The sequence below is a fragment of the Mesorhizobium sp. ES1-6 genome (genome assembly GCF_020164775.1).
In the GTDB taxonomy this organism is placed as follows: domain Bacteria; phylum Pseudomonadota; class Alphaproteobacteria; order Rhizobiales; family Rhizobiaceae; genus Mesorhizobium.
In genome coordinates this window covers 35,528-58,077 of sequence record NZ_JAIUGU010000006.1, presented here as the reverse complement: position 1 = coordinate 58,077, position 22,550 = coordinate 35,528, and the positions used below count along the sequence as shown (strand labels likewise).

The following is a 22,550-nucleotide window of genomic DNA, read 5'->3' as shown; positions in this document are numbered from 1 at the left end:
CCATTCGAGGACGCAGTGGGCGTGGCCGGCCAGCCAGACAGAAGGAACCACCACAATGGCTACGTGGTCGTGCTTCTCATCGGGACTGCAAACGCTCCTGGGCCGATCTGAATCCAGCTCATCTTTGTCGGCAAGGCCGCGATTGCCGTCGCCCTTGGAGAATGGAAATCAAGGCAAGACACTCGCGCTGGCAGGTACCTCGTCGGTAGCGGCACGGATGCAGACACATGCCTAAGGGCCAGACGATCACACTTCGAACCTCTCCAATGGTTCATCCGGATGACGCAATGCGGGCATGGTCGAGATCAGCAACACGGCGAATATGCGTCAAGCTGGACCGATGGACTGTCGTGCCATTCGCCTCAAGCAGAAACAGACATGTGGCGGACGGGGCATCGCCATGAGAGGAGCCGCCGCCGCGTTGCCTTTGTCCCAATGTCGTGCGGTCGAGGTCACCGGCCACGCTGAACAGCGTGGCCGGAAAATTCTAGCAGTACCCGGAGCCGCCCTAACGGCCCGGGTACTGCCCTTCATTCGGCGGCGACGTCGAAGCCCTCACCTGCTGCCTTGCTCGCACCGTCGCCCTCGGAATAGGCCGCATGTGTGTCGCTCAAGGATACTTGGTCGGCAGCGGAAGCCTCGTCCGCCACAGCGTCCCCGGCCTCGACATAGGGCTGACCCGCAACCGTCGCGGGCTTCATGGTCCGAAGCAGCGCGGGTACCCAACCGGTCCCGGCCAGCAACTGTTCGGCGGCCTCGGCCATCGGCTGCTTTTTCAACGCCGCAAGCCTCTCCGCCGCTTCACCGCCGACAGCTTCGCCAACTGCCGCGAGGATGTTCGCCTTGGTGATCCGCCCGAGATAGGTGCGCACGGTCGGTGTCCAATGTGCCGTCATGTCGAGCCCAAGCGCTTCCGCCAGCCTGTCCGCCGTCTCGTGGGCGCGGGGCTTGCGCTCCCAAGGCTGCTTGACAGCATTGACGGTCAGCGAGGCGCAATGCGCAAACAGCGCCATGACGCTGGCAGGATCGAGCGCGACGATGAAGCTCCACAGGTCCGCGACATTGGCCGGCATGTCCGCTGCCCAGCCGGCATGACGATCCGCCAGCGCCTTGGCCGCTGCCGTGTCTTCGATGCCATCGGCGTGGCCGCCGAGATACGTGCTCGTCGGCCGTATTTCCAAACAATAGGCTTCCATGCCTTGATAGAAGGCCTGTGCGGCGAGCGTATGCGTCACAGCGATGAGCGCAATCTCCGGCTGTTCGCCGAGCGCAAGGCGAAGGCCGAGCGTCCGGTGGGCAGTCAGGTCGCGGACGAGAAGATCGGAAAGCGGCTTGCCATCCTCCTCCGCGTCTTCATCGTTTCCATGATCGGGGTCCGAACTGGCATCCGCCTCGATGATCTCGCCATCACCATTGATGGTGTAGCCTTCGCCGCCTGCTTCCTGTACCGGCAATTCGTCTTCGGCGCGAATGAAGCCGCGTTCGATGCGCGCCGTTCCGTCATGGGAGAGCACAACGAACACGCCGCCGCGCTCGACGACCTCCGGGTCGTAGGCGTGGCGCAGTGCGTCGATGCGCTCGATCTCGGTTTCAAGCTCGCCGAAACGCTGATCGACATCGTCGGGCAATTCCTCAGCGCTCCTCCATTCTTCCGTCAGTTGGGTGAACGTGCCGAGTGCCGTCTGATAGGCCGTTTCGTCTTCTTCCGACAAAGCCACCGGCTGCGGGTAGGTGCGGCGCAGGCCGTGCGCATGCGGATAGTCGATGTGGACATCGGCCCATTTCCAGCCCTCGGCTTGCCTGACGGTTTCGGCGATGCCTTGCAGTTTCTCGATCACCATGCGGTCGAGCAAAGCCGCATCATCGTAGAAGCCGCCGCGATCATCGGTGAAAAGATCGCGGATGATCATGCCGCCCGCGTCGATATAGGCTTCCGCGCCGATCAAGATGGCACGGCGATCGCCGGCCGCGACATGGGTCCGTGTCAGTTCGCGGCGGATAATGTAGGGCTCGCGGTTGTAGGTAAGGTTGTCGAAAACCTGCTCCTGCCGGGCGGCATCGTCGGTGATGGCGAACGCCATCAGTTGGTCGAGCGTCAGACCGCCGTCGCGATAGACCTGCATCAGCTTGGGGCTGACAGCACCAAGCCGCAGGCGCTGGCGCACGACATGGGCGGTGATGCCAAAGCGGGCGGCGATTTCTTCCGCACCCCAGCCACGTTCCTCGCTGAGCCGCCGGAACGCTTCGAACTGATCGGCAGGCGACATGTTCTCGCGCGTGACATTCTCGTCCAGGCTGATCTCGTGCGGATCATTCCTGGTGTCGATGACGCAGCGGATCGGTTCGGCCTTCTTGATCTGCTTGCGCTTCACGCGCAAAAGCTGCGCCAGCCTGCGGCCTTCGCCGATGGTGACGAAATAGAAGCCGGTTTCATCGCCCTCGCCGTCACGCTCGGGCTCGACCACAAGATTTTGCAGGATACCTTTGGCGGCGATGCTTGCCGCATAGGCTTCGATGGTCGCCTCGCTATGCGGCGTCTTGCGCGCATTGCGGGGCGACTTCTTCAGTTTGTTCAGCGGAATGAAAACCTCGGTGCCGCTCTCGCCGGCTGTCGTGGTTTCCGCACTCTTTGCATGGATGGTCATGGTTCTGGTCCTTTCCCGTTACATGCCGAAGGCATGCCCCTCGGCATGCCTTCCGGGGGCGCGTGAGCGCGCGGCAGAGAGGGGGGCGAATGCCGGCGAGCGGAGCTGGGCTGCGCGTCGAGCGGGGCGGATCAGATCAGTTCGGCGGATGACTAGTCAGCGCCGCCCTGCGAGCGGGCGGCTCCGCTCTGCGCAGGCGGCATTCGCGGGGGAGAGATGGCCAAGACCATCTCTCCCCTATCAAAACAGTGCCGTCCGACGCCGTGGCTGCAGTTTCGTTTGGCGGAGGGACGATCAAGACGCAACTTGTGCCGCACAAGAGAGAGCGAATTGCTCGCAGGCAAATTGACCATTGCGCGGCGCTCGGGGAACGACACACAGACCGTTGGTTTGACATTTCGGCCGTCGAAATTTTGCATCAATGCCCCAATAACTGCAGGCCTCAAAAACAAACCGTCATAAGGCCAACAGTTATTCACCCCTCAGACGGAAACCAGGCAATTTCCCTGTAGCTGTTTGACTTCAGTTATGATACAGTCTGCATGGTGTGTATCAACCGCGTTGGGCACACTAGATGCAGGGAAAGCCCTGGTTAAGCGAGCTCAACCAACGCCATTTGAGGCGCAGTTGTCGATGAAATTGACGATGAATTTCACGTCGGCTGGCGATGTCGGGAGCGCAGTTGCCGTTGCGGTCATCACAATCTGCACCCTTCGAAAGAAAAAGCAGCCGCCTTTCGCCGCAACCCCAGTTTCTTTGCCAATTGGTCCACAAGATGCCATCCAAAACGCTTGGCTAGAAAGGCTACGCACGCTACAGCCCGAAATCCTTGCAGGCGCACTTTATGCGGGTCGAGGGTTTGGACTGGCGAGTCAGGCAGCAGAGATCGCCGACGCCAAGCTTTATATAATTTCTGCCGGATTGGGCTTAGTCGCCGCTGACCGGCAAGTCCCCTCCTATGGACTCACCGTCTCCAGCGGATACGGAGATTCTGTCGACGCCCGGGTCTCAGGTGATTTCGATGTAGGCACTTGGTTTTGTGGCCTCCTGCCAGGTCCGCATTCGGTTCAGTGGGTCGATGTGTTTCGCGAAGGTTCGGGGCGGGTGCTGATAGCACTCACCCGTCCTTATGCTGAGATGGTGGGCAAGAGCCTCAGTGAACTGGAACCTCAAGCTTTGGCGCGATTGCGAATCTTCGGCGCGTCTCTTGCGCCAGCCTTGCCGGCTGCGCTTCGCCCATCGCTTGCCCCGTATGACGATCGGTTGGATACGATCCTACCAGGTACTCGAGCCGACTTTTCTCAACGAGCCTTGCTCCACTTTGCTCGGTTGGTAGCGATCAACGGCGACTCATACGACCGGAATGCCGACTATGCAGCCGTGGAGGCGGCTATGAGTTCGGTGACGCCCCCGGAACGTGCGCGCCGGCCGCGCCGCAATGACGCGGAGATCCTCCAGCTAATTTTGGCACGACTTCATTCGCAATCGGGTATTGCACGAATCCTCCGCTCGCTCCGGGATGAAGAGGGGGTCGCGTGCGAGCAATCGCGGTTCAGTCGCCTATACCGGACTGCCGTGGCGCAAAGGGAAACAGCATGACCCGTCCGCGAAGGAACAAGGAAGCAATGCTGGCTGTTCGCGCCGTCCGGACCGAACAAGCCGACAAAGCCGTCTATGCGTTCTTTGTCGCCGGCGCCGATCTTCTCAAGTTTGCAGAGATCAGCCGCGTTCACCGCGACAGCGAGGGCTCATTACAGGGATTTCAGCGCAAAGGCATCAAAAGCCACGTTCACGCGATCACTGAGTTTCTTGATCGAGGGCCTGTGCTATTTCCCAACGCCATCATTCTCGCACTTTCGCCCCGCGCGCGCTTCACCCAAACCCGTGGCGAAAAGCCTGGCGGCGACGTAAGGGCGTGTGAAGCCGGAACATTGCGGATCCCGCTTCCAAACGATGGCCCAAAGGCGGCTTGGATCGTCGATGGCCAACAGCGTTCGATCGCCCTTTCTCAAGCTCAGAATAAGAGCTTTCCGGTTCCTGTCGTCGCCTTTGTGTCTGAGGAACTGTCCGTCCACCGCGAGCAGTTCATCCTGGTCAACAAGGCCAAGCCGCTCGATCCCCGGCTAATCAACGAACTGCTCCCAGAAGTGGACACAACCTTTCCGCGTGACTTGTCGTCTCGGAAAATCCCGAGCGAACTCGTCAATCTCCTTCAAACCTCTGTGGATTCTCCTTTCCAAGGCCTGATCAAAAGGCTTTCTGAAGATTCCGGGATCGCGGTGGTCACGGACTCAGCATTGATCAAGGCGATTCGCAGCAGCATCAACAGCGCTCTTGGCGCTCTCTCTCCTTACAAGGCGACTCCCCAATATCCCGCCGATGTTGATGCGATGTACCGCACTCTTGTCGCTTACTGGACTGCTGTGCGGCGCGTCTTTCCGGAGGCATGGGGGCGTCCACCAACCGAAAGCCGGCTTATGCATTCGGCAGGCATCGAGGCGATGAGCCTCTTGATGGACCGCATGATGTCTCGTGCAGCGCCTGGTACGGACTTGCTGCTCCACGCGACCGAGTCGCTGACGCGCATCGCTCCGTACTGTCGCTGGACCAGCGGCAGATGGGCGGAGTTGCAACGTGATTGGAATGAAATTCAAAACGTCGGACGCGACATCAAACTCTTGTCGGGCCATTTGGCACGGCTTGATCACATGCACGCCTTTGCAAAGGTCGCATGATGCAATTCGTTTTCGCTGACAGCGTCGATACGATCGATCCAGAGTACGACTTTGTTGCCGATCGCAACGGCGCGGGTCGATCGGTTCACCGCGATGACCAGTATCCCCACGAGTTCCTAGAGCAAGCACCTTATGACGGGATCCTCGTTTCCCGCGGCATCGTTGGCGACGCTCGTCAGCCTGGAAAATATTCAGAAGCTCAATTGATGCGCTTTCGTCGCGAGGGTGCTCGACGCTTTCTGCGCTATCCGATCGATCGATTTCCGGGAAGCTTGTTGATAGGCGACTGCGGCGCCTTCACCTATCGGAACCTGCCGGAACCGCCATACAAGGCCGACGACACAGCGGAATTCTATGCTGATGCCGGTTTCACGCATGGATGTTCGCCCGATCACCTCATCTTCGACTTTGACGATCTTGGGGTAACGCGGGTCCTGGACGACGTGCCAGATGATGTGCGCCGTCGCTACGAGATCACGCTGCAGAACGCGACTGAGTTCTACAAATCTGCCAAGAGCATTGGCCCAGGCTTCACGCCGATGGGGGTCATACAGGGTTGGTCGGCTGAGAGTATGGCGCAAGCTGCCCGCAACCTGGCCAGCATGGGATACGACTATTTGGCGATCGGCGGCACCGTGCCGTTGAGGATCGATCAGATTCGCCGAGTCTTACAAGCTCTGCGTGATGCTCTCCCCGACCGGGTTCGACTGCATCTTCTCGGTTTCGGGAAAATCGAGGAACTGGCCGTACTGGAGCAGTACCGCGTAACCAGTTTCGATACGACGTCACCGCTCTTGCGCGCCTTCAAGGATGCCCGGAAAAATTACTGGGTGCGGACGCCCAACGGCGACCTCTCGTACTACACCGCAATTCGTATTCCGCAGGCCACCCAGAACAACAAGCTCAAGCATAAGGCGCTGGAAGGCAGCCTCAACCAGGAAGACGCGAGGCGTCTTGAAGACGCCGCGCTTCGCGGCGTGCGCGCTTACGCCGAGGGTGGTGCGACCCTGGACCAAAGCCTTGATGCCGTGATGGACTATTGGGCTGCCCTGAATTGGCACGACGAAGCGTCACCAAGCCGCCGTGCTGACGCCGCAACCCGACAGCGCAAGGTCTACGCCCACACCCTTGGAGATCGTCCCTGGGAGCGATGTAGTTGCCGAGTTTGTCGGGAGAGCGGCGTGGAGGCCGTGATCTTCCGCACCTCAAATCGCAACAAGCGACGCGGCATCCACAACCTCCACGTCTTTCACACCCATTTGAGCGAATTCCGGCGAGAAAGCATATGAACAAGCAACGTTTTCTTCGATTTGATGCACTGGCGCCGGTTCAGAGCGAGAAACTCACGGTCTTCACCTTCATTGCGAATGCTGGGGAAGTTGCACGGATTGCTCGAATCGAGCGGGCGGGCCGCGATGATGGCGGCACCCTGCAAGGTTTTCAGCGACCGCAGATCGCGGGGCACATTCGCGAAATCCGTGATTATCTCGAAAAGCCGAATTCAATTTTGCCCAATCCCATCGTGGTCGCCTTCATGGGGCACGCTTGGTTAGAGCCGGCAGCGAGCCCAGAAAGCCGACTCTGCCAACTGGTGATTGACACGTCCAACGGCCCACCCGGTTGGATCGTTGATGGGCAACAGCGGTTTACAGCCTTGTTGGAACTTCAAAGCCGTGATTTTGAAGTGCTCGTATCGGGATTCATCTGTGAGACCGAGGAGGAGTTGCAAAAGCAGTTCATCCTCGTGAACAACACCCGCCCGCTACCAAAGGCCCTGGTTTACGAGCTCCTTCCCAAAGTGGGAGACCTGCCGCACCGCATGTCGAGTCGATCACAAGCGGCACTTGCTACTGAGGCGCTCAATTATCGCAAGGGGTCGTCGCTGAGAGGTTTGATCAAGCAGCAAACCAATCCAAAGGGGGTGATCCGGGACACTGTGCTCCAGAGAGTTATCATGAATTCGTTGAGTGACGGCGCGCTGCGTCTCTATGCCGGCGAGGATGAGCTTCTGCTAGATCAAGGCGTCACGATGATGAGCGAGTTCTATCATGCAGTGCAACACGTCTTCGCAGACGATTGGGCCGACAAGACGCCCAAGACCTCTCGGTTGATTCATGGCACGGGCATTGTCGCGCTCGGGTATGTCATGGACTTTCTCAACAGCGTTACCGGCGCTGCCACACGCGACGAATTCGCAAACGGCTTACGGTTGCTAAAAGGAAAGACCGCTTGGAGCGAGGGCGAGTGGGAGTTCGGCGCCGAGCGCCGACGTTGGAACGGGCTTCAGAACGTTCCCTCCGATGTCCGCCAATTATCACTTCACCTAGTCCAGGTCCTCAAGAGGCGCCTGGCCGAATCCGCACGGGCAGCGTGAAAAACTATGAGTTACGCAATCAAAGAGATGTTCTATTCGTTGCAGGGTGAAGGTCGCCACACTGGGCGGCCGGCCGTTTTCTGCCGATTTGCCGGTTGTAATCTATGGAGCGGGCGGGAGCGCGACCGAGCGAAAGCCGCCTGCAATTTTTGTGACACCGATTTCGTCGGCGTCGACGGCATTGGCGGGGGCCGGTTCCATGATGCATCTTCTTTGGCAGCCGCAATCGAGAATATGTGGGGCGCTGGAACGTCCGAACGATTTGTCGTTCTCACCGGCGGCGAACCGCTTCTGCAGGTTGGGGATGAGCTTGTGTCGGCACTCCACGACCACGGGTTCGAAATTGCCTTAGAGACCAATGGAACCCTCGCGGCCCCCAATAAGATTGATTGGATAACCGTTAGCCCCAAGGGTGCGACAACCTTGGCGCAAACAACGGGAAATGAACTGAAACTGGTGTTTCCGCAAGTCGGCCTGGATCCTGCGATCTTTGAGAATCTCGCATTTGACCATTTCCTTCTGCAGCCTCTCGACGGTCCTATGGTCGAAATAAATACGGCGGCGGCGATAGCCTATTGCCTGCAGCATCCGCACTGGCGCCTATCTCTCCAAACTCACAAATTCATGGGGATCCGATAATGTACGAACTGAGCAAGGAGTTTCGCTTCGACGCGGCGCACACGCTCCAACGTCAGATTGAGGTCGAGCCGAGCCGCAGGATTCATGGCCATTCCTACCGCGCAGAAGTAGTCGTTCGCGGCCGTCCTAATCCGGAGAGTGGCATGGTAATCGATCTAGGATTGCTCGACCAGGCCCTCGAAGAGGCTCGCGATGGTCTCGACCACCGCTTTCTGGACGAGATTAATGACCTTGGACCCGCGACAATGGAAAACCTTTCGTCGTGGATATGGCGGAAAGTCGCGCCCATCTGTCCGAACTTATGGCGAGTGACCGTAAGACGCGATAGCGACACGGGAGCCTGTAGTTTCTACGGTACGGACTCTCAATAATGTCCAATTCAAGCGCGCTCGTACTTTTTTCTGGCGGCCAAGATTCCGCTACATGTTTGGCTTGGGCTCTCAATCGGTTCGACCACGTGGAGACGATTGGGTTCGACTATCGGCAGCGGCATCGAGCCGAACTCGACGCTCGAGGTGAATTCCGGGCGGGCTTGGAAAGTCATTTTCCGAAATGGGCTGCCAAACTCGGTGAGGATCGGGTGCTCGATCTATCTGTGCTTGGCGAGATAAGTGAGACTGCGTTGACACGCGACGTTGAGATAGCGGCAACCGAATCCGGGTTGCCGAACACTTTCGTGCCTGGGCGGAACATTATCTTCCTCACGTTTGCGGCTGCTGTCGGCTATCGTCGAGGTCTCAAGCACGTAGTGACTGGCGTTTGCGAAACAGACTTTTCCGGATATCCGGATTGCCGTGACGATACGGTGAAGGCGCTTCAAGTCGCTCTCAACCTAGGTATGGAGAGTCGTTTCGTGCTTGAAACTCCGCTTATGTGGATAGACAAGGCACAGACGTGGGCCCTTGCCGAAGAACTCGGTGGGCGCGCCCTGGTAAACTTGATCCGCACTAGCACTCTGACATGCTACGATGGGGACGTGGGGAACGTTCATGAGTGGGGCCGAGGCTGCGGCGTGTGCCCGGCATGCGAGTTGCGCGCGAAGGGATATCGGCAGTTCGCCGCGCGATCAGCAATGCTACCGCTGACGCAGGAACTAGCCCATGGCTGAGATCGAACGCCTCCGTAAGACGGAAGGAATCGTGTTCGCTTTGTGCTTTGCTGGATGTATCCCGCTAGCGAACTGGTTAATCGGAAATGTTGGGACAACCTGCGTACCGAACGGTCCATGTCTGATTCCTGTGGCGCCCGGACTTGAAGCTCCTAGCGGGGTGTTGGCGGTCGGCCTCGCCTTGGTGCTGCGCGACCTTGTGCAGCGGCGACTTGGAATAATTTGGGCGGCTGCCGCAATTGCGATCGGCGCCGTGTTGTCCGCGAGTTTTGCGCCGCCTGCACTGGTTGTCGCTTCCACTGTCGCTTTTCTGTTGTCGGAAATTGCTGACTTAGCGGTCTACACTCCGCTGCAGCGCCGCGGATTCATCCGCGCCGCCGTCGCAAGCAGCATTGTGGGGCTTATCATCGACAGCATCGTGTTTCTCGGCCTCGCGTTCGGCTCCGTTGAATTTTTGGCGGGACAGGTCGTGGGTAAGGCGTGGATGGTGTTGGTCGCCCTTCCGTTCTTGGCATTGCTGCGCGCGCGCGATCGTCGGCTTGGCCTTATGCCGGCTTGAATCTGAAAATCTGAGGTTGATGGGCTACCAAAAAGCCAAAAAGCCGCTGTGTAGAGGATGCAACCCGGGATCGCCAAGAATAGGGAAGCCTTCATCTTGACCAGCCGTTAGGAATGCATCTCTACGGCGTCCGCGTCGGTCGGCCCTGTCACTTTGTTGTCGGTTTCGCGACGCCTATGACCATTTAGGCGAGTCGCACTGGCTCTAGATATCTCGGACTCGCGCTCCGGCCGTACCGGATGCTGCGTCAAAGACGATGGCAGGGACTTGGTCGAAGCTGGAAATTAGATGATCTGGCTGAACAGAGGCCTCATCAGGTGTCCACCGCGGCCGAAATCCTCCTGGGAAGTAGATGGTTTCAAGCCCGGCAGCAGCGGCAGGGGCGATGTCCCGGTCGAGTTGGTCGCCAATCATGAAGGCCCGGGCGCGCGGGCCTATCAACGAGAGTATCCGCTTATAGAGGTCCGATGTCTTTCGGCCTTCTATTATGCGATCAAAGAAACTGGTAAGTTCAAGTAGGTCGGCATTCCGCTGAACCTTGACCTTTGCTCCTTCGGTCACAATCAGAAGCAGGGCGCCCAAATCTTTAAGCGTATGCAGTCCCTCTGCCACCCCGTTGCGAATTCGGGGCGCCTTTGCCAGATCAACCAAAAAACCTTCCTCGATCGTGGTGAGATCGCCGTCCGGCAAAAGATAGTCCTCGCCGCCATTCCATGCTGCCCGGGCAGCCTCGTTGGCTTTTGCACCCCTGAGCGCCAGTTCGGTGGCACGCACAAGCAACCGTGGCGGATAACGCAAACCGGCGTGATGACGCTCCGCGAGTGCCTGATCGATCGCACGCACGAACAGAAGGCGATCCGTTTGCGCCGTTGCAATGCCAATCCTTGATTCTACAGCTCCAAGAAGAGCAACTTGTGCGCCGGCGAATACTGCGTCCGTGTCCCACAACGTGTTATCGGCATCGACGAACACCGCCGCCCTGTCAGGATCGCGAGTCATAGCTTACGGTCCTTTACACGGCCCTGGGGCTGCAGTCCCCGAGACCAAATTGTTGACCATTGGCCCCAGCGAAAGACTCAGTTCAATTCCGCAAGAGTCTGGCGCTGGCTTCGTCGGGTTGATGGTGGCTTTGACAATCACCAGGAGAACCACATAGACGAGAAGAAAGCGAAGGGCAGAGGCGAGCAGAATTTGAGCTGGCTGTAGGTATCGAAGCTTATCCGCAGTTTTCGTGGCAACTAAATACGCCTCGCTGACGTAATTTTCGAGGTATTTAACCTTGAGGTCTGGTTTTAGGACGGCAATGGTTTTTCCATCTTTTTCTATGGCCGTGACAAAAGAATTGACCCAACCGGTCGGCGACACACCAATCATCTCTCGAAAAAAGAGGTATGATCGAGTCGGTCCAGCTTGCCCAACGACTGTCGCCTCAGCCGGATACTTGAATGTGGTTCGGGTACCGTGGAATGTGACGAGGGCACCTGTCAACGCCGACAACACGAACAGAACGAAGCTCAAATACGTGCCCGCTAGGAGTAAACTCCACCCGACTGGAACGGCACCAATCGTCTGCAAAGGGTACTCTCCGGTGAAGGTCGTGAAGAAGGCTCCGGCCAGTGCGGTTAAAAATGTTGTAACCGTGAGCAAACGAGTCGCCTTCTGGTCCTGATATTCGGTCTGCTGTTTCGCCTCGTTTAGTGACGCCCGGGCGAGTTCGATCGCTTTGTCCAAATTCGCATCAGTAGATTCGAACTCATTCCAATGCTTTGTCGCCTCGACCATCTCTGCGATGATCGCACTCGACGGTACACTCTCAATTTTTTGGGTGCCCAAGCGTGGGTAGAAGTCGATACTTTTGTTGAAAAATGAGCAGGCGATGGCGTCAAACCAGCCCATCTCCGCATCGGTTTCTATCTTCTTAGCTCGCCGCCCGCTTTCTGCATTGTGATGCTCACTCATGGTACCCTCTCAGCCGATTCACCCGGATATAGCATGGCTTAAACTCCCGGTCTGTCGTCTTGCCCGGTGACTGCGCTGCTCGCCGCAGTTTCTCGTGCGCGCGAATTCCCTGAAAGTCATCGTTGAGAACTCGGATCAAGTGAGAACTCGACCACCGCACAAACACCATTTCTATTTGGCGCTTGAGAAGTAACCGGTATGTTGACCTGGGGCGAGCGAGAACGAATCACTCGTGAGGGGGGGGCACGTGCTGTTTCAAGGCATGCTTATAGAGTTGCCTGACCGCAAAGGTGTGGGAAAGCTAGAGTCCGCATCGGATGGACGCTGCTTGGTTTCAGTGTTCCACTCCATGCGGCGGATTGAAAAACTTGACCTGAAAATCAGCGAGATTAAGCGCGCCTATCTGAGCCCTCAAACGAGAGTTTATATAAGAGTACGCGACCGCGTCCGCATCGGACGAGTCACCAACTATATGTTGCAGGAGAACGGTCTCGTTGAGTACGAGGTCCGGCTCCCGAATGGCGGACAGCAGGATTGCAGCGAACTTGATCTGTTTGTTCGTCCATGGAGCGTACCTGACGACCCGGCAGACATCCTTGCCGCGGGAGGTGCCGAAAGCCAGTTCCTCCATGACCGCCGGCAAGGCGCGGTAATGCAACTGCTGAACCTTAGGAGCGCCGCACAGGGGCTGACCTCTCTCGTGTCGGCAGGTATCGACCTTGTTCCGCATCAAGTCGCCGCCGTTAGACGCGTGCTTAGCGACCCTATCCAGCGTTACTTGCTCGCCGACGAGGTCGGCCTAGGCAAGACGATTGAAGCTGGTCTCATCATTCGCCAACATCTGATCGACAATCCGGACACGGAGATTCTAATCGCAACGCCCCAGCATTTGGTCGGACAATGGCGCCGCGAGTTGATCGACAAGCTTCGACTGGACCAGTTTGGTCAGCGCTACGAGTGTTGTGCGCATGCCGACCTTGCTCGCGTTTCACGCGCTCCAGATATTCTGGTTATCGATGAAGCGCATCATCTTGTTGGCCAAGAATCCGGGGCACTCGTCAGTGCTGCTGAACGTTTGTGCGTTCTCTCGCGAGATGCCCCAGTGCTACTATTGCTCTCGGCGACGCCGCCGCTCGGCGAAGAGGCGAAATTTCTGGCGCTTTTGAACCTTCTCGATCCGGTCACTCATCCGCTCGAGGATCTCGATGGCTTCCGAGCCAAGCTGGAACATCGCCGCGACGTCGGGCGGTTGCTTTTGAGTCTCAATCCCGACGCGCCGGGGCTCGTTTTGCGGCAGCGCGGATCCGAACTTCAGCGGCTGTTTCCAACCGATCCGTTTGTGCAAGAGTTCGCGCCTCGCTTGGTCGAAGCAACACGAGGCGGGCAGGACGATGTTGCCGGTCTATGCTTGACGCTCAGAGAGCATATTGCCGACAGCTATCGAATACATCAGCGCCTTATCCGTGCACGGCGTGCCGATGCGAAGGGATGGGAATTTATGCCCCGCGGTCCCGCCGTCGATGCCGAACCCAACCTGTCGCATGTCCGAAGCGAAGCCAATCCCAGCGAGTCTGATCAACTCCTATTCAGAGCGATCGAGGATTGGCGCTTCTCCGCTACGGAAGCCGCGAGCGGCGATGAACCTGCGAAGGCGCGAGCGGCCCTTCGATATCGCGACCTCTTAGACGCGGTCGGCGTTGGCCCCGATGCCCTGCGTGGCTGGCTCAAGATGGCCACGCCAACATTTGAGGGCGAGGACGAGATTCTAGATGCGCTGCGATCGATCGCGGAAGAATGCGAAGAGAAGAATCGCATCGAAACAATGATCGCCAGTACCACTCGGCTTATCAGGACTCTGAAAGCCGAAACCTCGCATCCAAAGATCGTCGTTTTTGCCTCATCGGGCCAAACCGCGACGGTCTTCCACAAGCAGTACCAGGAGGCTGGCGATGGTACGGTCGCCTATCTGTTGACCAGCAGCTTAGATGATGGTGTCGAGACCCTCGACGCATTCAAGGAACCGCGTAAAAGCACGATCCTTGTGACGGACCGCTCGGGCGAAGAGGGCCTCAATCTGAGCTGCGCTGATGCAATCGTCCATCTAGATCTACCTTTGTCGGCGGCTCGAATCGAACAGCGGATCGGCCGCCTTGATAGGTTTGGCCGTCGGCAAGGCATTATCCGTCACCGCGTCCTACTCCCGTCTGATGATGACATGAGCCCCTGGTCGGCTTGGTTCGAACTGCTAGCCAACGGGTTCCTCGTTTTCAACCGTTCGATTAGCGACATTCAATTCCGACTGGAAGGCTTTGAGGATCAAGCCTTCCAAACATTGCTCCACAGCGGGCCAGTGGGCGTTCTGGCCTTAGCGGCTGACATCCGCGCTCGCATCAACGAGGAGCGAAGCTCGCAGGATGAGCAATATGCGCTCGATCGCATCGCGCTCGCGGAAGAACCTGTCGAGACTTTCATCAAGGGAATAGAGGACGCCGAGGAAGACGAAGGCACACTCGAACGCGGCGTCGATCGGTGGCTAGTCGGCACGCTGCAACTGAGAAAGCGGCCGTTTGCCTGGCCCGAAGACGACCCATTCAAACTTGGAGTCACCAACAACACACTGATTCCGCGTCTGCCCTGGCAATCCGAGTTAGACGTCAATGATAGCCAGCCACTCAGTTGGAAAAGGCGGATCGCGACTAAGCGCCCCGACGTCATCCTTCTTCGACCTGGAGTCCCGCTAATCGATGTCGCTGAGCGTTTCACCCGGTGGGATGATCGCGGAACTGCATTTGTCACCTACCGAACGGCGCCCGACTGGCCGAACGATCTCTGGATCGGGTTTAAGCTCTACTTCGTCGTCGAACCGCGCGTTGAGCTCTCTGATCTTCTTGCTCCCACCCGCGCTGAGCTTGCCGCATCGAGACGCGCCCAACGCTACTTGGCGCCACGGGGGCATACGCTCTATATCGACGTCAACGGTGAGGCGGTCAGCAACAAAAGCCTGATCGCGATCCTTGAGCGCCCCTACTGCAACGAGCGTCACAGCGCGTATCCGCCCGACATTAATCTCGGTAGTCGGCCGCAACTGCTCGCTGAGATCATCGATCCATCCGCCTTCCAACGGATTTGCCGTGCGGTACGTGACAGCGCGCGTGGCTGGCTCGCGGCGCAACCCAACATCATCGAGCAGATCGCCACTGGGGTGCGTATGGCCGAAGCCGACCTCGAACGCCATCGAAATCGTTTACTCCGCCGCCAATCCGCCGGTGACGCGATGGCATGCGCTGATCTCGATCTCATCGAAGGGACTTTGCCGAGCATCCGTGATCCGTCGATCAGGTTGGACGCCATGGGATGTTTCATAGTCGCACAGCGTCGGCCAAAAGGAGGCGCCCATGATCAAGCTTGACGGCAATGACGCCTTCGCGGCGTTAACCCGGTTGCTTGGCAACTCTGATGACGGTGAGACTTGGCGCGCATTTTCTCCATCCATCGATCGACTCCGCCTCGCTCTTAGCGACGCGTCGCAGCATGCTAGTCCGCTGGATCTCGCGGTCCTCCTCCGGCAGGCGATGCGTTACGAGCATGCCAGGCGCAGCTACGCCGTCTCTCCGACCGTATTGGTCGCCCACCCACGTTTCGGCGCCTTCGATCAATGGGAGCGTGTGGGGTTGCGTACTACGCCGTCAGCACATGGTCGCTACGTGACGGCGCTAGCCTGGCAGCCAAGCTGGCTCGTTCAAAATGACGATCATGGCGTCGACGGCTTCGCAGCTTCCGAGATGGTCTGCCGCGAGTTCAATGCCAAGGGCAGCGAAGGCGACCCGTTCCTCGCCTCAGTCGGACGGACATCCTATCGCAGCCGCGGCCAACGTGCTGCGGTACGTGCCGCCCTGTCGACACCCGCAGGCGGAACGCTCGTCGTTGCACTTCCCACGGGCGAGGGGAAAAGCATGATCTTCCAACTCGCGCAAAGCGTTGGCTTTGTTGGAACAAGCCATGCTGAAAGGCGAGGCGTCACGCTCGTTATTGTCCCGACCGTCGCGCTTGGGATCAACCATGAGCAGGAGGCGGTTGACGTCTGCAGACTTTCCAAGCCGCTCGCCTTCCAGGGCGGCAACGACGTCCAAAACGGGATCATCGCGGAGCGTATCACCGAGGGCTCGCAGGGCCTTTGCTTCGCTTCGCCCGAGGCGGCCTGCGGACGCCTGCGCGATCCCCTACGTCGCGCTGCCGAGGCGGGTCATCTGCGTGCATTGGTCGTCGACGAGGCGCATCTGGTTGACCAATGGGGCACCGGCTTTCGGACGGAATTTCAGGAACTGAGCGGCTTGAGGCGCGAACTCATTGCCGCAGCCCCGCCTGCGCAGCGAATGCGGACTTTGCTCTTATCCGCGACCTTGACCGATTCCTCGCTCGAAACACTGCGCGCCTTGTTCGGCATCCAGGGCGATTTCGAGAGCATTGCAGCTGTCCAGCTTAGGCCAGAGCCCGATTACTGGATCGCGCCGGTTACGGGAGAGCAAACGCGGATCGATCAAGTCAGCGAGGCTCTTCACCACCTGCCACGCCCAGCAGTGCTGTATGTGACTGAGGTTGACCAAGCTGATAAGTGGCACAATCGGTTGATTGCCGCCGGTTTTGGCCGCGTGCGCAAGCTCCACGGTAAGACTAGCCGCGCGGAACGCGAGTTGATTGTCGCTGAGTGGCGCGACGGATTGCTCGACATCGTTGTCGGTACCTCGGCCTTCGGCCTTGGCATCGACTATCCTCATGCTCGCAGTATCGTCCATGCCTGCGTCCCCGAGACGCTTGACCGCTTCTACCAAGAGGTCGGTCGCGGCGGTCGCGACGGCAAGGCCTCCCTGTCGTTGATCGTCCCGACGAACAAGGACTTCGCCACCGCCGCGGCTATCAATGCCCAACAAGTCATTAGTATTGATCGCGGTCTCAAGCGTTGGTCGACGATGTTCGCGCGAAAATTGCAACTGGCCGAGGGCCGTTTTGTGGTCCGCATTGACGGCCGGCCAGGAGCCGACGAGCACGATATCGATATGTTCGGCGAGACCAATACAGATTGGAATCTGCGGACTCTGGCGCTCATGGCGCGCGCCGGTCTCGTCCGGCTTTTGGGAACTCCCTACCCGCGTGTGAAAGAGGCGGGCGATTGGCTCCAGGTAGAGATTGTGGACGATCACCACCTAGACAAGGCGGTCTGGGCCTTGCGTGTGGAACCTGTGCGGCGCGAGGGCTGGATGGCTAGCAAGCGCAACCTCGACCTTATGCGCGAATTCCTTGGTGACGCGCGTTGTCCCGCTGAGGTACTTGAGGAGCTATATAGTAGCGATCGCCTTGGACGCGCGTGCAGCCGGTGCAGCAACTGCCGGACCGACCCCACCAACCGGCACCGTACTGTGCCGGTTGGTGAACCGCGCGCGCCTTGGATTGAACCATTGCATCCAACTACTCTTCGGCTTCTCGACAGCAACCTGCGCCTGCTCGTGACCTACGAAGCCGAGAGCCTACCGCGCGCTGCGTCCCGGCGGCTTGGGGAGTGCCTTCATCGCCTACAGCAAGCCCAGTTCGCCAAGCTGCTGCTTTTGGGCGCGCAACTTTTCGACATGCCAAAGATTCTCAAATTCGCAGAGAAGGTCCCATTTTTCGTGAGTGAAGTTTCGTCTCTAGCGCTTTCGCGGCTACCAAGGGGTCCGGAGGTGGTGATGGTGGGCGAGGGTCAGGTGTTGGAGGAGCAGAATCTCGTCACCCGTCCCAAAACACCACGAATCTTCATCACTCCACAGGACCAGATGGCAGTGGACGGCAGACGCTTGCGCGACGTTTTTGGGGGCCGCACACTGACGCTTGATGAATTCTTTGAAAGGGTTATTCAATGAGTATCATCACCACTGTCGAAGCCGTTCCGAGTCGCCTGTTCGCGATCTACGCGACGCTCTTTGACAGCGAAAATGGCGAACCCAAAGACCGCATAGAATCCTGGGCGACGCCTCTGTCCTTGAGCAAAAGCGGTTCGGACGAGGGAGGCGGTCCAACCACCAAACTGTTTGTCAATTCACTGCTGGAGGCTCGCAAGCTTGGTCTCGTCGAGGAAGCAGATGGTAAGCTGCGGCTCACAGCCGATGCGCGGGGGAATGGCAAGAAGGGGCAGAGCAGCGAAGTTTTCTTCCGCAATTATCTTAACCACACCCTATTCGACCCATCACGCGCCAACGACGCCCAACAGGCCGGCTTTATGCTCGCACTCGCGTGGTTTCTCAGCGCCAATCCGCTGACGCCCATGAGCTTTTCAGAAGATCCTAGCTTCGCAATTAAGGCCGAAATTGGCGAAAACGCCAGAAAGACGGAATGCACTACACTCCTTAACTACCAAAGTTTCCTCTATTGGGCGAGATACCTCGGTTTCGCTACCATCGTTGGCAATTCCAACTCTCGCCGTGCCATCCCTGATCCCGCGCGGGCAATCGACGCCGTTTTGCCTGTGGTTTTTGGGGGCGACGTTGAACTGCCTATCCAGCAATTCCTGTCCCGCCTAGCCGCAGTCTATCCAGTCTTTGAGACGGGCAGCGTCCGTCAGAGTTATGACGCGATGAGGCCGATCTCATCGACTGATGCTGCATATCGCTTGTCAATCGCAACGAGCATCGCTCTTCAGCGTCTGTCCGACCGACAAAGGATTGTACTCAACAGCGTAGCCGACGCGCCGGCACGTGTTCTTGTTTTCGGTGCGCGTGAGAGCCGGGTCAGCCATATCGCTACCCGGGGTTCGCTCGATGCGTAACTATCTTTGCTGGGAACCCAATGCCGTCCGCCAGGTCATCAACCCTTTCGCCGAGCATATGCCTGACAGTCTCTTCCGTGCAGTCCACAGCGATTGGAACCTCAACGTAAGCCCACCTGTCGGAAAATCCTTCCAGGAGATCAGCGACGCGGCATGGCGCGAATTGACGCCGAGCGAATTCCTCGCGGACTTCCTGCGCGAAGAGCGCCCGCATGCGCTCGCCGCCATACTCGGTGAAACGGGGTCGGGCAAGTCTCACCTCGTTCATTGGATGCGGCTCAACATAAGGCCGGACGAGAAGCACCTACTGCTTGTGGTGCCCAAGTCCGGCACGAGCTTGCGGGCCATCGTAAAGATGATCATCGAGAAGCTACCAAAGGCGGAACAGCAAAGCTTTCTTGACACGCTGCAGTCTGCCGGTGACGGCACCCAAAACCGGAGCGACCAGAAGCAACAGCTTCTAAATGACCTCGCTCAGGTTATCCGAGAGGAGGTGCTGGCCGCCGATGCGGACGAGATCGAGCAGGAACTCGTCAGGCATCTGCCGCATCTGTTCCAAGATCCGCACATGCGTGCGACGCACTTTCTGGCAGACAGCACCATAGTAGCAGAGATCATCGACCACATCTTCGCACCATCGAACGCCCAGGACCGGCCGGATAAGCGGCGAAGCTTTGTGGATACCGACCTTCCGCTCGGCGGCATGGACTTCGCCAACGCATCCAAGCAAGCGCGCGATGCAATGCATATTATCGAACTGGACCCTGCCGCCTACCTTCCACTCGCAATTAAGATCATAAATCGAAATCTCGACCGCGCCGTGGCACGCACACTGAGCTTCTCCGGGGACCGGGTTGAGGAGCTGATGGCGCGGTTGCGCACCCACTTGAAGAGCCAAGGTAAAGAACTGGTCCTACTGGTAGAGGAATTTGCTCGTCTTCAGGGAATTGATCGGGCCCTGCTTCAAGCCATCACCTCACATGGGGATGATCGACAATGCAAAATGCGCTCTGCCATCGCAGTAACCACTGGCTTCTTCAAGAGCGTCGCTGAAACGGCGTATATGCGGACCACTCACATCGTTGACATGGATCGATCCGCTGGCCGAGCCGAAGGACGGAGCGTGACGATGTCTTCACTCGGTTATTTCGCGTCGCGCTATCTGAATGCCGTTCGGCTCGGGCGAGCCGAAATCGAACGCTGGAATGAGAGCGCCGGACCAGGCGATAATCCACCGTCGCGCTGTGCCAACTGCCCCCACCGGGGGGAATGTCATGCGACCTTCGGAGCAATTGATGGGTATGGTCTCTATCCCTTCACCCCGCGCGCGTTGTGGAACTCCGCCTCGCGTGCCGACAGTTCGATGCCGGAAAGCCTGAACCCACGTATCCTCCAGAACGACCTGCTCGTGCAGGTGCTCGACAACTATGGGGAGACCATCACGACAGGCAATTTCCCTCCCTACAGGCTTCTAGAGAAGCTCGGCGGCGTGAAGATGCTTCCTCTCACAGCGCAGGTTTTGCTCCAAAACCGCAATCCACAGGTCTTTCAACGCTGGGAGGCGTTTCTAGAACTCTACGACGGCTCTGGCGAGATCAAGAACCTCGAGGCACCTCTCCGTGAGGCTTTCGGGGTACCCGAAATACCGGACGCAGCCGTAGCGCCAGTCATCAAACAAGGTGAAGACGACGGCTTTTCCGAAAGACTAATGCCGGCGGTGGCCAGTCGTGAGGATCAGGCAATCGAGGCGTGGATTAATGGCAAGGGGCTCGACCAGACGGTGGCCTCGCAACTTAGGCCGCTAATCTTCACGGCCATCGCCGATGCGATCGACTGGGATATGCTGGGGCTCGAAAAAACGAGCTTTGTCGGTACGACTGGACGGGCGTTCCAAACCAACAGCATCAGTTTCGACAGGCAGATGACGCAGATACAGGAGCATCTTCAGGTCAAGATCCGGGTACCGGGTGATCTGCCGGCGGCACCGACCGTTGGTACGGCCCTTCAGGGGTTGCTCCGCGCGAGCAAGCAACAGTTCCGCTGGAATTTTGACGATGGCGAAAAGATGCTCGCAGCCTTTCTCGATTGTATCGAAGTCTGGTCGAAAAGCGTTGAAGACCAGTTGCGCAAGGTTTGTGCGCCGACACCCGCCTGGAACCAAGCGAAAGCTGCTCTTGAACTCCTCTGCGTCGGCGCGGCAATCGGTGGTAAGATCAGGCCGGATGCGAGCATCGCCGAGATGATCGACGGCGCTTTCAGCTCCTGGCCTTCTGAGTGCGCCAGTACAGCCAACGATATGCGCACGACATACCACAGGCTGGTGCGCGGCCGTGACAAGATCGTCAGCGCGGCGCGGGCTCAACTATCGAGCATGAAGGGCGGCCAAGTCGGCGCGATGTTGAATCCGGGGCGCATCGTCGGTGCTATCCGCGACATACGCCAATCCAAATGGCGCCTTGGCCTGGAGCCACCCGAGGACGACCGGAGCGATGTTGCCAAACTTTATCGCGAGACCAGGGCTGACCTCGCGTCCGCGGCTACGGCCGAGATGGCGGTCCGCCAGAAATGGCTGAGCGAGATGGAAGCCGCATTTGGCCCGGACGCTATCCGCTCGACCATCGCCGCAACGCTTGAGGGCGCACGTCAGGCGGCACTCGATGCCGGCATCGGTTCGAGCAATACGTCAAAAGCGCTGCTCGATGCACTCGAACGCCTTCGCGGGACGAACTTTGATGACTCAATCTTGGCTGCGCGCGCCCTCGTCAAACAGGACGACGCACTTGCGGCGCTGGCGCATTTCGGGCGTGGACGACAGAACGCGGTCGAGGCAGGCACTGCGCTCGTAACGAGCGCGAAAGCGTTTCTTGACGCGGTGGATCAGAATCTCGAAACCTATGGCCATAGCCATACTGCCACGCATGGCGCTCTAGCGCATAGCCTATCGCGAATCGACGCTTCGCTGCGGGCAATCGAAACGGACCTCACCAGCGTGAGCGCTAAGGGCGAGGAGGCCTTCGATGCTGCTTGAACGCGCGTCCGGGCTTGCTGAGAAAATCAGCCAGTATCAGAAGCTGAAAGGTACGGCAGACGAAGCCCAACAGTTCCATACGCGCGCCGACCAATTCGGTACTGTTGCCGAGAGGATCGCGAACACGCGCCGCGCGCTAGAGAGGTTGGCAAGTGCAGGCGTGGCCATCAGCTTTGTACCGAGCGACGGAATGGGCTTAGCGGCCAAAGCGAAAACGCTTCGCGCGGCCATTCGGGATAACCCGGCCGCGGTCAAAGATCCACCGTTCGATCTCAGGTACGATTTTACAGATCGGATTACTGGGATCGCGGCCGCCGCCGAGAAGTCGATGACCGACGCCTGGAAGGCCTATGTCGCCAAGCGGGCCGACTTTGGGCCCAACGATGTGTTGAGCGCGCTCGCAGAGGTCCCTCAATTCCGCCCGAGCGTCGACAAGATCCTGCATTGCCGCACTAACATTACGGCACTCGGCAATAGCCTGCCGACCGATCCGCAAGCGACCGTCGTCCGGTTGGACACGCTCATCGCGGAACACGATACCGCCTGGGCCACCATTTCGGCGGAGGATATCCCACGGAGCGTCATCTCCTTTATTCGCGCAGCGGCGAGCGACGGCGCGCCGCTCACGGCCTATACCGACGAAGTGCAAACATGGCTCGAAAGTCGCCACCTCATCAATTCCTTCCGCATTAGGCTTCGGTAGCAAC

At 58.6% G+C, this 22,550-nt stretch carries 16 protein-coding genes; 13 read left to right on the top strand and 3 right to left on the bottom strand.

Annotation, left to right across the window (positions count from 1 at the left end):
• Positions 1 to 530 precede the first annotated feature (530 nt).
• The gene (locus LB564_RS16680; protein WP_224539322.1) at positions 531 to 2,645 is read right to left on the bottom strand and encodes a ParB/RepB/Spo0J family partition protein; all 2,115 of its coding nucleotides are present in this window, start codon (positions 2,643 to 2,645) and stop codon (positions 531 to 533) included.
• 633 nt (positions 2,646 to 3,278) lie between these two features.
• Here LB564_RS16680 and LB564_RS16675 point away from each other — a divergent pair.
• The 8 genes from LB564_RS16675 to LB564_RS16640 are packed head-to-tail and all read left to right on the top strand — an operon-like array spanning position 3,279 to position 10,060.
• On the top strand, positions 3,279 to 4,244 hold the full coding sequence (locus LB564_RS16675) for a hypothetical protein (RefSeq protein WP_224539320.1): 966 nt from the start codon (positions 3,279 to 3,281) through the stop codon (positions 4,242 to 4,244).
• Positions 4,241 to 5,380, top strand: coding sequence for a DGQHR domain-containing protein DpdB (dbpB, locus tag LB564_RS16670; protein ID WP_224539319.1), 1,140 nt, complete (start codon positions 4,241 to 4,243; stop codon positions 5,378 to 5,380). Before LB564_RS16675 ends, dbpB (LB564_RS16670) begins: the two co-directional genes overlap by 4 nt.
• Positions 5,377 to 6,669, top strand: coding sequence for a tRNA-guanine transglycosylase DpdA (gene dpdA, locus LB564_RS16665; protein WP_224539317.1), 1,293 nt, complete (start codon positions 5,377 to 5,379; stop codon positions 6,667 to 6,669). The genes dbpB (LB564_RS16670) and dpdA overlap by 4 nt, the downstream gene beginning before the upstream one ends.
• Complete coding sequence (dbpB, locus tag LB564_RS16660; RefSeq protein ID WP_224539316.1) at positions 6,666 to 7,754, top strand: DGQHR domain-containing protein DpdB; 1,089 nt, start codon at positions 6,666 to 6,668, stop codon at positions 7,752 to 7,754. Before dpdA ends, dbpB (LB564_RS16660) begins: the two co-directional genes overlap by 4 nt.
• A 6-nt stretch (positions 7,755 to 7,760) precedes the next feature.
• Positions 7,761 to 8,393 carry a 7-carboxy-7-deazaguanine synthase gene (queE, locus tag LB564_RS16655; protein WP_224539313.1) on the top strand — a complete coding sequence of 211 codons (633 nt, stop codon included), beginning with the start codon at positions 7,761 to 7,763 and terminating at the stop codon, positions 8,391 to 8,393.
• The gene (locus LB564_RS16650; RefSeq protein WP_224539312.1) at positions 8,393 to 8,764 is read left to right on the top strand and encodes a 6-pyruvoyl trahydropterin synthase family protein; all 372 of its coding nucleotides are present in this window, start codon (positions 8,393 to 8,395) and stop codon (positions 8,762 to 8,764) included. Before queE ends, LB564_RS16650 begins: the two co-directional genes overlap by 1 nt.
• Positions 8,764 to 9,501, top strand: coding sequence for a 7-cyano-7-deazaguanine synthase QueC (gene queC / locus LB564_RS16645; RefSeq protein WP_224539310.1), 738 nt, complete (start codon positions 8,764 to 8,766; stop codon positions 9,499 to 9,501). Before LB564_RS16650 ends, queC begins: the two co-directional genes overlap by 1 nt.
• A complete protein-coding gene (locus LB564_RS16640; protein WP_224539308.1) occupies positions 9,494 to 10,060 on the top strand; it encodes a VUT family protein in 567 nt (188 codons plus the stop codon). Before queC ends, LB564_RS16640 begins: the two co-directional genes overlap by 8 nt.
• A gap of 204 nt (positions 10,061 to 10,264) precedes the next feature.
• On the opposite strand, the gene LB564_RS16635 is transcribed toward LB564_RS16640, so the two are convergent.
• Complete coding sequence (locus tag LB564_RS16635) at positions 10,265 to 11,059, bottom strand: HAD family hydrolase (protein WP_224539307.1); 795 nt, start codon at positions 11,057 to 11,059, stop codon at positions 10,265 to 10,267.
• 3 nt (positions 11,060 to 11,062) lie between these two features.
• Positions 11,063 to 12,019 (bottom strand): hypothetical protein, encoded by a 957-nt coding sequence (locus LB564_RS16630; protein WP_224539305.1) that lies wholly within the window; start codon positions 12,017 to 12,019, stop codon positions 11,063 to 11,065.
• 247 nt (positions 12,020 to 12,266) lie between these two features.
• Between LB564_RS16630 and dpdE the strand changes: the two genes are divergently transcribed.
• Genes dpdE through LB564_RS16605 form a run of 5 tightly spaced genes read left to right on the top strand, consistent with a single transcriptional unit; the run spans position 12,267 to position 22,546 of the window.
• Positions 12,267 to 15,428, top strand: coding sequence for a protein DpdE (gene dpdE / locus LB564_RS16625; RefSeq protein WP_224539303.1), 3,162 nt, complete (start codon positions 12,267 to 12,269; stop codon positions 15,426 to 15,428).
• Positions 15,415 to 17,913, top strand: coding sequence for a protein DpdF (gene dpdF / locus LB564_RS16620; protein WP_224539301.1), 2,499 nt, complete (start codon positions 15,415 to 15,417; stop codon positions 17,911 to 17,913). The genes dpdE and dpdF overlap by 14 nt, the downstream gene beginning before the upstream one ends.
• Entirely contained in the window at positions 17,910 to 18,815 is a 906-nt protein-coding gene (gene dpdG, locus LB564_RS16615; protein WP_224539299.1) for a protein DpdG, read from the top strand. The genes dpdF and dpdG overlap by 4 nt, the downstream gene beginning before the upstream one ends.
• A complete protein-coding gene (dpdH, locus tag LB564_RS16610) occupies positions 18,808 to 21,843 on the top strand; it encodes a protein DpdH (protein ID WP_224539297.1) in 3,036 nt (1,011 codons plus the stop codon). The genes dpdG and dpdH overlap by 8 nt, the downstream gene beginning before the upstream one ends.
• Positions 21,833 to 22,546, top strand: coding sequence for a hypothetical protein (locus tag LB564_RS16605; RefSeq protein ID WP_224539295.1), 714 nt, complete (start codon positions 21,833 to 21,835; stop codon positions 22,544 to 22,546). The genes dpdH and LB564_RS16605 overlap by 11 nt, the downstream gene beginning before the upstream one ends.
• The last annotated feature ends 4 nt before the right edge of the window (positions 22,547 to 22,550 follow it).

What these genes read in the sequence shown, in the direction of transcription:
- LB564_RS16680 (WP_224539322.1), bottom strand. Translation starts at nt 2,645, where the DNA reads ATGACCATCCATGCAAAGAGTGCGGAAACCACGACAGCCGGCGAGAGC.
- LB564_RS16675 (WP_224539320.1), top strand. Translation starts at nt 3,279, where the DNA reads ATGAAATTGACGATGAATTTCACGTCGGCTGGCGATGTCGGGAGCGCA.
- dbpB (WP_224539319.1), top strand. Translation starts at nt 4,241, where the DNA reads ATGACCCGTCCGCGAAGGAACAAGGAAGCAATGCTGGCTGTTCGCGCC.
- dpdA (WP_224539317.1), top strand. Translation starts at nt 5,377, where the DNA reads ATGATGCAATTCGTTTTCGCTGACAGCGTCGATACGATCGATCCAGAG.
- dbpB (WP_224539316.1), top strand. Translation starts at nt 6,666, where the DNA reads ATGAACAAGCAACGTTTTCTTCGATTTGATGCACTGGCGCCGGTTCAG.
- queE (WP_224539313.1), top strand. Translation starts at nt 7,761, where the DNA reads ATGAGTTACGCAATCAAAGAGATGTTCTATTCGTTGCAGGGTGAAGGT.
- LB564_RS16650 (WP_224539312.1), top strand. Translation starts at nt 8,393, where the DNA reads ATGTACGAACTGAGCAAGGAGTTTCGCTTCGACGCGGCGCACACGCTC.
- queC (WP_224539310.1), top strand. Translation starts at nt 8,764, where the DNA reads ATGTCCAATTCAAGCGCGCTCGTACTTTTTTCTGGCGGCCAAGATTCC.
- LB564_RS16640 (WP_224539308.1), top strand. Translation starts at nt 9,494, where the DNA reads ATGGCTGAGATCGAACGCCTCCGTAAGACGGAAGGAATCGTGTTCGCT.
- LB564_RS16635 (WP_224539307.1), bottom strand. Translation starts at nt 11,059, where the DNA reads ATGACTCGCGATCCTGACAGGGCGGCGGTGTTCGTCGATGCCGATAAC.
- LB564_RS16630 (WP_224539305.1), bottom strand. Translation starts at nt 12,019, where the DNA reads ATGAGTGAGCATCACAATGCAGAAAGCGGGCGGCGAGCTAAGAAGATA.
- dpdF (WP_224539301.1), top strand. Translation starts at nt 15,415, where the DNA reads ATGATCAAGCTTGACGGCAATGACGCCTTCGCGGCGTTAACCCGGTTG.
- dpdG (WP_224539299.1), top strand. Translation starts at nt 17,910, where the DNA reads ATGAGTATCATCACCACTGTCGAAGCCGTTCCGAGTCGCCTGTTCGCG.
- dpdH (WP_224539297.1), top strand. Translation starts at nt 18,808, where the DNA reads ATGCGTAACTATCTTTGCTGGGAACCCAATGCCGTCCGCCAGGTCATC.
- LB564_RS16605 (WP_224539295.1), top strand. Translation starts at nt 21,833, where the DNA reads ATGCTGCTTGAACGCGCGTCCGGGCTTGCTGAGAAAATCAGCCAGTAT.